General features: G+C 35.6%; 12 protein-coding genes. 9 read left to right on the plus strand and 3 right to left on the minus strand.

The features are described from left to right. Window positions 1-354: 354 nt before the first annotated feature. The 9 genes from Q4503_RS15415 to Q4503_RS15455 all read left to right on the plus strand — a co-directional run bounded on the left by Q4503_RS15415 (window position 355) and on the right by Q4503_RS15455 (window position 9,861). Window positions 355-702 carry a DUF2282 domain-containing protein gene (locus tag Q4503_RS15415; RefSeq protein ID WP_215971564.1) on the plus strand — a complete coding sequence of 116 codons (348 nt, stop codon included), beginning with the start codon at window positions 355-357 and terminating at the stop codon, window positions 700-702. Then, entirely contained in the window at window positions 692-1,636 is a 945-nt protein-coding gene (locus Q4503_RS15420; protein ID WP_303602800.1) for a DUF692 domain-containing protein, read from the plus strand. Before Q4503_RS15415 ends, Q4503_RS15420 begins: the two co-directional genes overlap by 11 nt. Beyond that, on the plus strand, window positions 1,629-2,456 hold the full coding sequence (locus Q4503_RS15425) for a DNA-binding domain-containing protein (protein ID WP_215971562.1): 828 nt from the start codon (window positions 1,629-1,631) through the stop codon (window positions 2,454-2,456). Before Q4503_RS15420 ends, Q4503_RS15425 begins: the two co-directional genes overlap by 8 nt. 35 nt (window positions 2,457-2,491) lie before the next feature. Then, a complete protein-coding gene (locus Q4503_RS15430) occupies window positions 2,492-3,040 on the plus strand; it encodes a DoxX family protein (RefSeq protein WP_215971561.1) in 549 nt (182 codons plus the stop codon). A gap of 183 nt (window positions 3,041-3,223) precedes the next feature. After that, entirely contained in the window at window positions 3,224-4,465 is a 1,242-nt protein-coding gene (locus Q4503_RS15435) for a sodium:proton antiporter (RefSeq protein WP_215971560.1), read from the plus strand. A 223-nt stretch (window positions 4,466-4,688) separates the two neighbouring features. Next, window positions 4,689-6,272 (plus strand): FMN-binding glutamate synthase family protein, encoded by a 1,584-nt coding sequence (locus Q4503_RS15440; RefSeq protein ID WP_215971559.1) that lies wholly within the window; start codon window positions 4,689-4,691, stop codon window positions 6,270-6,272. A 148-nt stretch (window positions 6,273-6,420) separates the two neighbouring features. After that, the gene (locus Q4503_RS15445; protein WP_303602801.1) at window positions 6,421-7,329 is read left to right on the plus strand and encodes a YeeE/YedE thiosulfate transporter family protein; all 909 of its coding nucleotides are present in this window, start codon (window positions 6,421-6,423) and stop codon (window positions 7,327-7,329) included. 174 nt (window positions 7,330-7,503) lie between these two features. Continuing rightward, the gene (locus tag Q4503_RS15450; RefSeq protein WP_215971557.1) at window positions 7,504-7,851 is read left to right on the plus strand and encodes a DUF2282 domain-containing protein; all 348 of its coding nucleotides are present in this window, start codon (window positions 7,504-7,506) and stop codon (window positions 7,849-7,851) included. A gap of 387 nt (window positions 7,852-8,238) precedes the next feature. Further along, the gene (locus Q4503_RS15455; RefSeq protein WP_303602802.1) at window positions 8,239-9,861 is read left to right on the plus strand and encodes a methyl-accepting chemotaxis protein; all 1,623 of its coding nucleotides are present in this window, start codon (window positions 8,239-8,241) and stop codon (window positions 9,859-9,861) included. 190 nt (window positions 9,862-10,051) lie between these two features. Here Q4503_RS15455 and Q4503_RS15460 read toward each other — a convergent pair whose 3' ends face one another. From Q4503_RS15460 to Q4503_RS15470, 3 genes are all read right to left on the minus strand, one after another. Next, complete coding sequence (locus tag Q4503_RS15460; RefSeq protein WP_368506801.1) at window positions 10,052-10,939, minus strand: LysR substrate-binding domain-containing protein; 888 nt, start codon at window positions 10,937-10,939, stop codon at window positions 10,052-10,054. Between the two features lie 191 nt (window positions 10,940-11,130). Beyond that, on the minus strand, window positions 11,131-12,249 hold the full coding sequence (locus tag Q4503_RS15465) for a PQQ-dependent sugar dehydrogenase (RefSeq protein WP_303602804.1): 1,119 nt from the start codon (window positions 12,247-12,249) through the stop codon (window positions 11,131-11,133). Continuing rightward, window positions 12,239-12,706, minus strand: coding sequence for a hypothetical protein (locus tag Q4503_RS15470; RefSeq protein ID WP_159820537.1), 468 nt, complete (start codon window positions 12,704-12,706; stop codon window positions 12,239-12,241). The genes Q4503_RS15465 and Q4503_RS15470 overlap by 11 nt, the downstream gene beginning before the upstream one ends. Between the last annotated feature and the right edge of the window lie 428 nt (window positions 12,707-13,134).

A 13,134-nucleotide genomic window follows, 5' to 3' on the forward strand; every position in this document is an offset into this window, starting at 1 on the left:
ATGAATAATGAACAAGAAGGGTATTAATGAATAATTTTCACAAAACGGTAATAGTAAATAGTGATAGTTAATAATTGTTATAGATAAAGGCAGCTAATAAGGCTGATTCATTATAGACCCCGTTTTTCGTTGGCTTTAGATAATTTAATAAATACCTGCACCATTTTTTTTAGTGTTATTACAATTAATAAAAATTTTTTGAAATTATTTGTTACAAGTTGAGGTCTCTTAAATTGCTAATACAGGGATATGACTTATCCTTAAGGTACTTGCTTTTAGAAGGTAACGGTTATTAACTTTTTATTAATAGCTCTCGATTAAGCAAGAAAAATAAATTAAATCAGGAGTATACAAATGAAAAAAGTAAATTTAACTAAAGCTTTATTAGTGGGCGCATCAGTAGCAGTATTAAGTACAGGTGCAATGGCAGGTCCAAATAGCCAATTAAAAATTGCAGATGGTGCATCACCAAAAGTACAAGAGCAACTTACTAAATGGTTAGCTGGTGATAAAGTTCGTGGCCGTAAAGATAAATGCTTTGGTATTGCTTTAGCGGGTGAAAATGATTGTAAAGCGGGCGCGGGTACTAGTTGTGAAGGTACTTCAACGTCAGACTTCCAGGCGAATGCCTGGACATATTCACCTAAGGGAACATGTGAATCAATTGTAACGCCGAATGGAACAGGCTCACTTGAAGGCTAATAATTTATATTATTCCCAAGAAAATTTTCCTCAGCATACTATTGCTGGGGATAAATTAGGTGCAGGCTTAAGTCTAAAACCTGAACATCTTGATGATATTTTATCGCTACCTGTGCAAGCACCATCAGTAAATAATAATCTTTGGTTTGAGGTACATACCGAAAATTATTTTGTTGCAGGTGGCCCACGCTTAAACTATTTACGAGCAGTTCGTGAAAACCATAACATCAGTTTTCATGGGGTTGGTGGTTCGCTAGGCTCTGATCATAAAGCCATGGCTGCCCATACTAAGCAAGTAAAAGCATTGATTAATGAATTTCAACCTATTTTAGTATCAGAGCATGCCGTATGGTCTAAGTCAGATGGTAAGTATTTTGCCGATTTAATGCCTTTGCCTCGAACACAAGATGCACTGCAATCATTAATTGATGGTGTTGATTGTTATCAGTCAGGTATTGGTCGGTCTATTTTAATTGAAAATCCAAGTAACTATTTAGATTTTATAAGTGATATGGATGAACCTCAATTTTTAGTTGAAGCTGCTAGGCGATCAGGTTGTGGCTTGCTTATTGATATTAATAATTTATATATCAGCAGTAAAAATACAGGTATTGATGCATTAAACTATCTAAAACAGATACCAGCAGAGCTTGTTGGTGAAATTCATATTGCAGGGCACGATCCCGATCCTACCCTGGGTCAATCATTATTAATTGACAGTCATGCAGCAGCAGTAGCACCACCGGTGTGGAAGTTGTTGGAACAAGCGTTAGGGTTATTTGGTCATACGCCTGTATTGGTTGAGCGAGATGCGAATATTCCATCATTTACAGAGCTTATGAAGGAACGCCAAATAGCTCAAAACTATTTAGAGCAAGACAAGGTACTAAGAAACGTCAATGCAGCTGGTAATGAGGTGCTCGTTAATGAATAGCAATCAATATATCGATGCTTTTTCTCGTTATTTACGTCATGGTGATCTCAGTGTTATGGCACCTTTTTGTGAAAATTCAGCGCACCTTGAACGAATGGCCGTTTATCGTAATGGGTTTTATAAAGGTTGTGTTGATGCCTTAGCTGCTAATTTTCCTATGTGTGAAAAAAAATTGGGCAATGATGATTTTAGAAAAATGGCGCGACTTTATGTTGACCATTTTCCACCAGAGCAAGGTACCTTAGTTGGATACGGAAAAAATTTCCCTGACTTTATTATCGACCTGCTTAAAGAGTTTGAATTTGAAAGTAGTGATAAGGTTGGGTTGACTGTAGCACAGAACTTTTCTGCCGACTTATACGTTAACTTAGCTGATATTGCGTATTTAGACTACGCATGGCTAATGAGTTTAATGAGTGCTGATTCTAATGAAACATTAACCATAGAGTATGTTACCGATTTAATTGAGCAAGAAATTGAGTTTACTGAACTTAATGTAAAGCTTAATCCGAGTGTGTTGTTGGTACATGTAAAAAAGGATGCTTTTTCTGAATGGATATCACTAAAAAAAAATAATAATGATGCTATTACAGACAGATCATCAATAGATGTTTTTGTAATGTTATGGCGTTTACAAGGTGGAGTACAAGCCCGTTTACTGTCTATTGCTGAGGTTGCACTTATGCAAGCTCTACAAGGTAAAGGTAGAACTTTGGGGGAGGCTTTTGATGCCGCTATTACGCTAGATGAAAACTTTGAAGTAAGTGATGCTTTTACTGCTTGCTTACAAAATGAGTTATTAGAAATTAACAGTAATTAAAAAATATAAATAATAAGTAAGATAAGGAAAAAAACATGAGCATGGTAAAAAAACTACAGTTATTGTACGTACAAATGGGTGAACAGTTATCAAGGTTTCTAGAGCCTTTAGCGTTATTATCTATTCGTTTTATGGTTGCAAAAGTATTTCTCGATTCAGGATTAAGTAAATGGGATGGTTTTTTACAATTTAATGTTGATAAATATGACCTATTTAAATATGAATTTTTTTGTCCAGATCCAATAAGGGATGGCGCATTACTTCTTTGTGATCCTCAAACATTAGACTATGTAGATGGCTCACTTACCGTAACAATAATTGAATTACTTGCTGTTGTGGCAGGTGTGGTTGAGGTTGTGCTACCAATATTATTAATTATCGGTTTATTTTCTCGTTTTGCAGCATTAGGCCTTATTGGTATGACAATGTTTATTCAGCTTGCGGTTTTTCCAACCTTAGATCATTGGATTAATCCTGCTTCTTGGTGGGCAGCTTCATTATTAGTCGTTTTTGCACGTGGCCCAGGTTTCTTATCTGTCGATAAGTTTCTTGGCTTAGATGCTAAACGTACCACAACGTATTAATGATTAAATTAACGTATGTAAACTAAGTAGCAAAAATAACCGGCCATGAGCCGGTTATTTTTTAAATAAAAGTTAATGATTAAACACAATAATTAATCAACCCATTCACTTAGGTTGACTTTTTAATAATGTCTATTATTCGCGGGGTTATCAAAGCCCTCGTTCACTCAATAGGAACTTCCAATGGAAATCGGATTACTCATTCTTCTTTTTGCCGTTAGCACTTACGCTATGCTGGCAAAAAAATTATCGACAACTATTATCACCGCACCAATGGTATTTTTGGGTATGGGATTTATCGTGTCTCAACTAGGCTTGATTCATGTAGAAGATGCGCATGAAACTGTGTATTTGATCGCTGAAATATCGCTTGTAGTATTACTCTTCTTAGATGCTTCACAAATTAACTTACGTAGATTAAAAAGGCAGAATACTTGGCCTTTGAGGATGTTATTGCTAGGTCTTCCATTGAGCATTTTGATTGGTACCGGCTTTGCTTACTTATTTTTTCCAGAGTGGCCTTGGCCAATGTTAGCCTTAATTGCTGCTATTTTAGCACCTACTGATGCTGCTTTAGGGCAAGCGGTTATTAGTAATGAAAGTGTGCCTACAAATGAGCGACAAAGCTTATCAGTTGAAAGTGGCTTAAATGATGGACTCGCATTACCCATTATTCTATTTTTTGCCAGCATAGTTGCTATGGAAATTGGCTCTGAAGCAAATGGGACATCTTGGTTAATGTTTGGCTTTAATCAAATATTTGTCGGTATCTTTGTTGGTTTATTAATGGGTTGGTTAAGTGGTCGTTTATTTTTATATTCAGAAGCAAAACAAATAACCTCAAGTGTGTATGAAGGGATCGGTGTTTTAGCTCTGACTGGTATATCATACGTAATGGCTAGTTTACTGGGCGGTAATGGTTTTATTGCTTCTTTTGTTGCTGGTTTAGTTTTTGGTCATATTGTAAAAGGGCATTGTCGCTTCATTTATCAATTTACTGAAAGTGAAGGGCAAATATTAATATGGACATCGTTTGTTATTATTGGCTTAGGACTGCTTCCATCTGCTATAGAGCACTTAACATTGCCGGTTGTAGGTTATATTTTGGTCAGTATATTTATTGTTCGTCCTCTAGCTATTTACTTATCATTGCTTGGTACAAAAGCCAAAACATTAACGCGGGTATTTATGGGGTTTTTTGGTCCGAGAGGGCTGGCAACTGCACTATTTGCGCTAATTATTTCTAAAGATATTATTGGAGAGTATGGGCATTCAATATTAATAGTAGCGATTAATGCTGTGTGGATAAGCACTTTGATACACGGTATTGCAGCAGCGCCAATGGCTGATTGGTATGGCGCCAAAATTAAATTGTTAAAAATTAAGTCAAAAGCACAAAAAAAACTTAACAATCAAAATCAATAATAGTTTTCTTTAGTGACATCTAGGGGGATAAATATAAATATTTAGTTAGTTTTGCTATGTTTTTATATTATTGAATTATAAGTAGTATTTTTTATTTGCATCGCTAATGAAGTAATACTACTTAGCAATACTCTTTTATTGTGAAATTTTATTATCTAACGGCTTGTCTTATAACCGTGAAATAAATAATTACATAAAATTTATAAAAGAGGAACCTTACTCCATGACTATGCGTCAAATGTTCATCGCATTCATGTTTACATCAATTATATTATTAATTGGTCTATCTATGATCTCTACCAATTGGTTGTGGGCCTTGGTTATTTTAGGCCCGATAAACTTAATTGGTTTATACGACATATTACAAACAAAACAATCTATTCGTCGCTTATATCCGGTATTTGGGCGGTTTAGATATTTACTAGAATCTGTTAGGCCAGAAATTCAACAATATTTTGTTGAGTCTGATACGAGTGGAACACCTATTTCTCGAGAATTTAGATCGTTAGTTTATCAACGCGCTAAAGGTGATAGGGATACAAGACCATTCGGTACTATTTTTGATGTTAATCGTGCGGGTTATGAGTGGGTAAATCATTCAATGCAACCTAAACATCTTACTAATTTTGACCCTCGTGTTAAGTTTGGTGGTCCTGATTGCTCCAAACCCTATATGTCTTCTGTGCTTAATATTTCTGCGATGAGTTACGGTGCATTAAGTAAAAATGCCATTATGTCACTTAACCGTGGCGCTAAAATTGGCGGTTTTTCACATAATACCGGCGAAGGAAGTATGAGTCCTTATCATTTAGAACATGGTGGAGATATTGTTTGGCAAATTGGTACCGGATATTTTGGTTGTCGTAATGAAGCAGGCAATTTTAATCCTGAAACATTCAGAAGAAATGCCACTAAAGATGTTGTAAAAATGATAGAAATTAAACTTTCTCAGGGGGCAAAACCAGGCCATGGTGGTATTTTACCTGCGGCTAAGTTAACTGAAGAAATAGCGGCCATTCGTCATGTTCCTATGGGATTTGATGTTGTTTCACCGCCAGCACATAGCGCTTTTTCAACGCCAACAGAGTTATTGCTTTTTGTTAAAACGTTAAGAGAGTTATCGGATGGAAAACCGATAGGATTTAAATTGTGTATAGGCCGACGTGACGAATTTTTAGCTATTTGTAAAGCGATGATAGCAACGGGTATTACCCCTGATTTTATTACCGTTGATGGTGGTGAAGGCGGTACTGGTGCAGCACCAACTGAAATGACAAATTCGGTAGGTACACCGATAAAGGATGCATTGATCTTTGTAAATAATGCGTTGATAGGGTTTGGACTTAGAGACAAGATGCGTATTATTGCGTCAGGTAAAATGTTTTCAGCATTTCATATATTAAGAGCAATGGCTTTAGGTGCAGATACAGTGAACTCTGCTCGTGGCATGATGCTATCTTTAGGTTGTATTCAAGCACGTACTTGTAATACAGATAATTGTCCAACAGGAATAGCAACGCAAAATCCATCTCGAAATAAAGCAATTATTGTGACCAATAAAGCGCAACGCGTTGCTAACTTTCAACGTGAAACGGTTAAAAATTTAGTTGAGTTAGTTGGGGCTGCTGGTTTGAACGGTGTCGATGAACTTGAGCCTAAACACTTAAACCGTAGAGTTGAAGGAATAAATATTAAAAGTTATGAGCAGCTTTATCCTACCATTAAAGCGAATAGCCTATTAGAAGACGTTAGTATGCCTGAAAGCTGGCGTTATGATATGGCACAAGCAAATGCAGCTTCTTGGTAAATATATCAATCGTTAATTATTCAAATGAGGCTAAATGCCTCTTTTGTAAGTATATAACCAATATAAATTTATAATTATATGTGTAAGTGTCAGGCAGGTTTAAAAATTTATCACTTCTATTATTGTTTATTTAATCGCAGGATAAAATATGTTGTTTATTAGCGTTTTTATATGCGTTTGTTTTTTAGGGTATTTAGCTCAAACAACAGGCTTATGCATGGTTCGAGGAGTAAATGAATGGCAAGCAGGTAATAAAGAATTTTTATTAGCCATTATTTTTAGTGGCGTTTTAGCTTGGGTTGGCGCTTATTTTTCTCAGTTTTTTGATATCAAATTTACTTTTTGGACTCACGCTTTAAGTGGCTGGTTTGTGCTAGGCGGCTTTATATTTGGTTTAGGCGCTGCGTTAAACAAAAGTTGTGGGGTATCTACATTAAGTCGATTAGCACGTGGTGACTCTAGAATGTTTGCCACTATTTTAGGGTGGTTCATTGGCTGGGTGCTACTCGCTTGTTGGCCGCCAAAAATAGAGGTAGTACGTAGCTCTTTGCCTGGTGAGATTAGTTATATTCCACTTATTCTCATTACGATAGCTATTACTATATGGGGTTTAGTTGGTGATAAAAAAAGAAAAAAGCTTTGGTTTGGTATGATGGGGATAGGGCTACTTTCGGGGGGTATTTTTCTTTACCAACCTCAATGGCCACCAAGTGTTTTATTGCAACAAATAAGTTTAGCCTTGATTAATGGTCAAAATAATAATTGGCCATTAATAGAGCAGTATCTATTTTTTATTGCTATGCTTTTAGGTATGTTTTTGGCAGCATGGCGGACAAAAAGATTTAATTTTATTCCTGCTAATGTTAGCTATTTGGCGAAACATTTATTTGCTGGAACACTCATGGGGGTTGGGGCTTCAATAGCCATGGGAGGTAATAGTGTGCAGTTATTACTCGCACTACCTACACTTTCTCCTTCGGGGTTCGGTGCTGTCGCAGGAATGTTATTAGGGATTTGGGCTGGTAGTTATATTATAAAATGCTTTAAATGGAATTAATGGGAATAAATTGTACTATTTTTTTATTAATTCTGTATTTATGGCTATCTATCTGAAATTTTTTATAAATAGTATAGGTCTATTTAATTGATAAAACGGCGATATGCTTGTCGCTATTGTATTGGTTTATAAATAATCTTAAAAAACAAAAATATTTTAATTTGGAGTATACAAATGAAAAAAGTAAATTTAACTAAAGCTTTATTAGTGGGCGCATCAGTAGCAGTATTAAGTACAGGTGCAACGGCAGGTCCAAATAGCCAATTAAAAATTGCAGATGGTGCATCACCAAAAGTACAAGAGCAACTTACTAAATGGTTAGCTGGTGATAAAGTTCGTGGCCGTAAAGATAAATGCTTTGGTATTGCTTTAGCGGGTGAAAATGATTGTAAAGCGGGCGCAGGTACTAGTTGTGAAGGTACTTCAACGTCAGATTTTCAAGCGAATGCATGGACATATTCACCTAAAGGCACATGTGAATCAATTGTAACGCCGAATGGTACTGGTTCGCTTAAAGGTTAATCTATAAAGTTAGCTAAGCTTGATAAATATTTTTCCTGGGATTTTCTAGGACTAAATTAAGTGCAGGGGATATTAAAAACCTGCACCTTGATTATATTTTATTTCTATCTATGCAAGCATGCACCTCAAATAATTATTGTTATTAGAGCTGTTGTTTATGTCAAGATGAAAATCCACTAATCAAAAAATTAAGTGTATGTGGTTGTTAATTATAGGTACATAGTCACTATATCATCACTGTCAAAATCAAACCTTCATAAACTTCTATATAAAAATATAGTTGATTTGAATAGTGATCAAGGCATGAGAACCTGATTAACAAGATACTTAGCATCTGAATTTTTCAAATCGATTTTTTTATTTAATTTATAAACAGAAGGATTTTCTATGTTTGATAATTTGTCACTAGGAAAACGTTTGGCCGCTGCTTTTTCTATTGTAATTGTTATTTTATTAATTATGACCGGCTTAGCTGTTAAGCAAATGCGATCGCTATCTAGTTACACTGAACTTCTCTATAAACATCCTTTCGCGGTTAGTGTCGCCATTGCAAAAGTAGAAGGCTCTATTACCGGCATGCATCGTTCTATGAAAGATGTTGCGTTGGCAAATTCATTAGAACAAATTAATCAAGCGGTTGCGGATGTGGCGCATATTGAAAAAGAAGCACTACAGTATTTTGCGGTCTTGAATGAACGTTTTCTAGGTGAACAGTCAGAAATTAAAGCACTACAAGAAAACTTTATGAACTGGAAATCAATCCGAAGTGAAGTAATTGTTTTGATGAAAGAGGGTAAAAGAGCAGAAGCGAGACAAATTACAGAAAATGAAGGTGAGGCGCATATTCGTGATTTAAATAACCGTTTGTTAAAGCTTGAGGATTTTGCGACAAATAAAGCTGATGAATTTACCATGAACTCTTTAGCACAAGGTAAATCAGCAATTACAAATTTAATTATATTGGTGACAGTAGCTGTAATTTTGGCGATATTACTAAGTTGGAAGATTACATTATCAATTTTAAAGCCTATTGGTGGTGAACCAAGAGATATAGAAATACTCACACGTAAAATTGCTGATGGCGATTTGAGTATGCAGTTTGAACATACAGGAAAAGAAACTGGTATTTATTCAGCAATGCAACTCATGGTTAGTAAACTTAAGGCCATGATGAAACAAATATCAGATTCTGCAGATTCTCAGGCAACCGCGTCTGAAGAGTTAGCGTCAATTTCAGTTCAAACCAAAAATAATATTTCAGATCAAGGTCAAGCAACAGAACAAATTGCAACAGCGATCAGCCAAATGCATGCTACCGCAGAAGATGTTGCTAATAATACAAATGTTGCTGCTGAAGCAACGGAAGCTGCTCGTTTACTTGTTGATGAAGGCACTTTGAAAGCTGAACAATCTTCGATAGGTGTTAAAGGATTAGAAAGTGATCTGGATAACACATCTATCATTATCTCTGAGCTTGCTGATAACACAGAAGAGATTACTGAAATACTTGCTGTGATAAAAGGTATTTCAGATCAAACCAATTTACTAGCGCTTAATGCTGCTATTGAAGCTGCTCGAGCAGGTGAGTTTGGCCGAGGATTTTCAGTAGTTGCTGATGAAGTACGTACCTTAGCGTCTAATACGCAAAAATCGGCTGCTGAAATTGAAGAAAAAATAAGTAAAGTACAAGAAAGTGCAAAGGCTTCTGTAGAGTCAATGAAAATTGGCCGTCGTCAAGCAGGCACTATTGTATCGCAAACAATGGATGTGCAGCAGGCTCTAGCTGAAATAAAAAATGCTGTTTATCAAATTATTGATATGAATTCACAAATTGCCAGTGCAGCAGAAGAACAAAGTTGTGTTGCAGCTGAAGTGGGTAAACAAGTTGTTGAAATAAAAGATTTATCACATCAGACAGGTATTGGCGCTGAAGAAATTAAAATTGCTACGGAAGAGCTTGCTCAATTTGCTGTACAGCTTAATAATCATGTTACGCAATTTAAAATCTAAGCAATTTTATAAAAAAATTTATCATATACGATAAATTGTACTGGCAGTGATCTAAACATTGCCAGTTTTATAAATATATTCAAGCTGTGTTGTCTTCAATAATATTGTGAAATGTTTCAATTGATTAAAAGTATCATAAACTAACTTCAAGTTAAAATAGTCTATGTGCAATATCAGCTAGGTTTGTAGTTTAATAACTGACATTTGCTTGAGTTAACACGCCTTTGTTAATTAGTTGTGTAAAAATATCACGGCATTTAATTTTTAAATGTTCTCTAAGCAGTCTTACTGCGGAGGTAATTGTTTGTCTGCTTGGACAAATTAGCCATAGCTCTGTCGGCTTAGGCGCAAAGTCCTTTAATATCGATACAATATTATCATTCAGTAAGTCATGTGACATATCTAAGCTAGACTTAGTGGCTATACCTTTACCATTTACACACCAACGTCTTACCAGTTCGGCATCATTTGAAGCACGATTACTTGGCATTTTTACTTTCATTAACTTTTCTTGGTGAGTAAATTCCCAAACATCATGAATAATGTCATGAAGTTGATACAAAAGGCCATTATGGTTAGCTAAATCATTAGGGTGTGTTGGTAAGCCATTATTTTCTAAGTATTCGGTTGTTGCACAAATCACACGGGGTACTTTACAAATTTTAAAACCATAGAGATTTACATCATTGGGTGTTCCATAACGTAAAGCGATATCAACAGGATCACGGTAGAAGTCAATATTACTATCGCTGATATGTAACTTCACACTAATGCCTGTATGTGTCTGCATAAACTCATCAAGCCATGGTAAAATTAAGTTTCGACCTAAATCAGAGGGGACTGAAATTCGTAGTTCACCATCAATAACGTCTAAATCGTCTTTTACACTTTGTTTTGCCAAATTAAGCATTTGTAATGCTTGTTCACAGTTTGGAATGTATTTTTCACCAGCAATTGAAAGCCTTAAGTGGCGGGTAGTTCTGATAAATAGCTCAACCCCTAACGCACGTTCAACTCGTTTAATTGCAGCACTTGCTGTCGCTGTTCGCATATCTAAACTTTCTGCTGCGGCTGTGATACTGCGAAAAACTTAAGAGCAGCTCATCAAGAACTTGAGTCAGGAAAATCAATCGGTAAAATAGTATTAGAAGGCTTTTAAAGGAAGCACTATTTATCAGTAAAAGGTAGAGCTGAACTATTGTTGAGCTCTAAAATCTGGTAAAAATTTAATTGATTGCAATTATGTTATTAGTGGCTTTAGCTTAATTTTTATAGGTTAGGAGATAGCTTTAATAATTGTCCTTGTTCGCTGTCTGTTAAAATATACAAGTAGCCATCGGGGCTTGTTCTTATATCTCTTATTCGCTGTTGGCGCTCAGCTAACAGAGTTTCTTCTGCAATCACTTTATTATCATCTAGGCTTAAACGTCGCACACTTTTTCCTGCGAGAGCGGCAATAAATAAGTTTCCTTGCCACTGTGGAAAAATATCACCTTGATACTCGGTCATTCCAGCAGGCGCAATTGAAGGTATCCAATAGGTAACCGGTTGCTCCATGCCTTTTGCTTCGGTAAAAGGTGAAATTAACGCCCCTGAATAGTCGATGCCATAACTAATAGCAGGCCAGCCGTAATTATGACCTGATTTAAGTAAGTTTAATTCATCACCCCCTTGTGGGCCATGTTCATGGAGCCAAACTTCTCCCGTTTTACTGACTAAAATAGCTTGTGGATTACGATGACCATAACTGTATATTTCAGGCCTTACATTATTTTGATGAACAAATGGATTATCTTTAGGAATGCTGCCATCAGTATTAATTCTCAGTACTTTTCCTAACATGCTTTGTAGGGATTGTGCTTGTTCACGGAAATTAAAGCCGTCACCTGCTGTAATTAGTAGCGTACAATCAGGTAAAAAGGTCATTCTTGCGCCATGATGATGTGGCGTATTTCTACTTGAACCTGTAAATATCACTTTCTGATGTTGTAATGACAGTCCTTGTAATGTAGCACTCATTACAGAAACAAAATTGTTGCTTTTTGTGCCAGCACTGTACGAGATATAAAGTTTTTGATTTTTTTCAAAGTTAGGATCTAACAATATATCGAATAAACCTGCGGGGCCATCGACATAAATATCAGGTAAGCCAGAAATGGCTTTTTCAAGTAGCTTACCATCTCTAATTATTCTTAAGGCGCCTATACGTTCAGTCACTAACATATCATTATTAGGCAAAAAGGCGATCGACCAAGGGTATTTCAAATTTTCGACTATCGTTGATACGTTGTATTCTTTGTTTTGTGTTTCCGCACAAGTAATAGCACTGGTAATCAACATAAAGAAGCTCATGTAGAGTTTTTTTATTGTAAGGGTATTATTGTTCATTATTATTTCCCAAGTAACTAGGTTTAGCAGCAGAATGTGATGTTAAAAAGGCAAATAGCCATGCAGAAATGATACAGCAGCAAGTCGTTAAAAAGAGTCCTAGAGGCGTTCGTGCCGAGGCGATTGGCGTTAATCCCATAAAGTATTGGATAAGATACATAGTTATAGGAAAAGAAGTCATGCCAACGGCAATATACCAAATAGCTCTGTTTCCCCCAATAAGTTGATGAGCGTACCTCGCAATAATAAAACCAACTAAAAAACCAATTGAAATTAATAGATATAAAGCAGGCGCTAGTCCGAGTAAATCTTGAATAGTGGCATTAAAACGTACTTCGGTGGAAATACTAAGCCCAAATGATTGCACGTCAGCTAAGATTATTTGGGTAGAAACAATACACACAAGCAGAGTGGCTATCAAGGTAGTAAAAATAAATGGCACAATGGTTTTTAACATAAATAGGCCTTTAATGAATTGAGTGATTAGGTACACAATAATGCTTAAGTTGTTAAACATACACTGCTTATGATGGTATTAGAACAGTCTTACAGGAAAGTTTTAGAATGAAGTTATAATTGTAGTGACATAGTTAAATATTTATTTTAATTGAAATTTTTTTAGGTAAAACAAGTTCATCTATTTGTCACATCATTTTCACTTAGCTTAAGTATTTTAATTTTTATATAAAAATAAGTATTGTAGTGCTAATTATTTGAATAGGGTTTACTGTTATAGCTATCTATTTCTAGTTTATGTACAAGCTTTGAAAACACTGAGTAACTAAGTGGGTATTAGCGAAATACTGTTAATATATTTAATTATAGCTTAGTATTCAAAGAGTCAGCGCAAAATTATTCTTCATGTAAATACTTGTTGAGTAGCAT

This window comes from Colwellia sp. 6_MG-2023 (assembly GCF_030547765.1).
Taxonomy (GTDB): domain Bacteria; phylum Pseudomonadota; class Gammaproteobacteria; order Enterobacterales; family Alteromonadaceae; genus Colwellia.

Coding starts and splice junctions, on each gene's coding strand:
- Q4503_RS15415 (WP_215971564.1), top strand. CDS start 355: ATGAAAAAAGTAAATTTAACTAAAGCTTTATTAGTGGGCGCATCAGTA.
- Q4503_RS15425 (WP_215971562.1), top strand. CDS start 1,629: ATGAATAGCAATCAATATATCGATGCTTTTTCTCGTTATTTACGTCAT.
- Q4503_RS15430 (WP_215971561.1), top strand. CDS start 2,492: ATGAGCATGGTAAAAAAACTACAGTTATTGTACGTACAAATGGGTGAA.
- Q4503_RS15435 (WP_215971560.1), top strand. CDS start 3,224: ATGGAAATCGGATTACTCATTCTTCTTTTTGCCGTTAGCACTTACGCT.
- Q4503_RS15440 (WP_215971559.1), top strand. CDS start 4,689: ATGACTATGCGTCAAATGTTCATCGCATTCATGTTTACATCAATTATA.
- Q4503_RS15445 (WP_303602801.1), top strand. CDS start 6,421: ATGTTGTTTATTAGCGTTTTTATATGCGTTTGTTTTTTAGGGTATTTA.
- Q4503_RS15450 (WP_215971557.1), top strand. CDS start 7,504: ATGAAAAAAGTAAATTTAACTAAAGCTTTATTAGTGGGCGCATCAGTA.
- Q4503_RS15455 (WP_303602802.1), top strand. CDS start 8,239: ATGTTTGATAATTTGTCACTAGGAAAACGTTTGGCCGCTGCTTTTTCT.
- Q4503_RS15465 (WP_303602804.1), bottom strand. CDS start 12,249: ATGAACAATAATACCCTTACAATAAAAAAACTCTACATGAGCTTCTTT.
- Q4503_RS15470 (WP_159820537.1), bottom strand. CDS start 12,706: ATGTTAAAAACCATTGTGCCATTTATTTTTACTACCTTGATAGCCACT.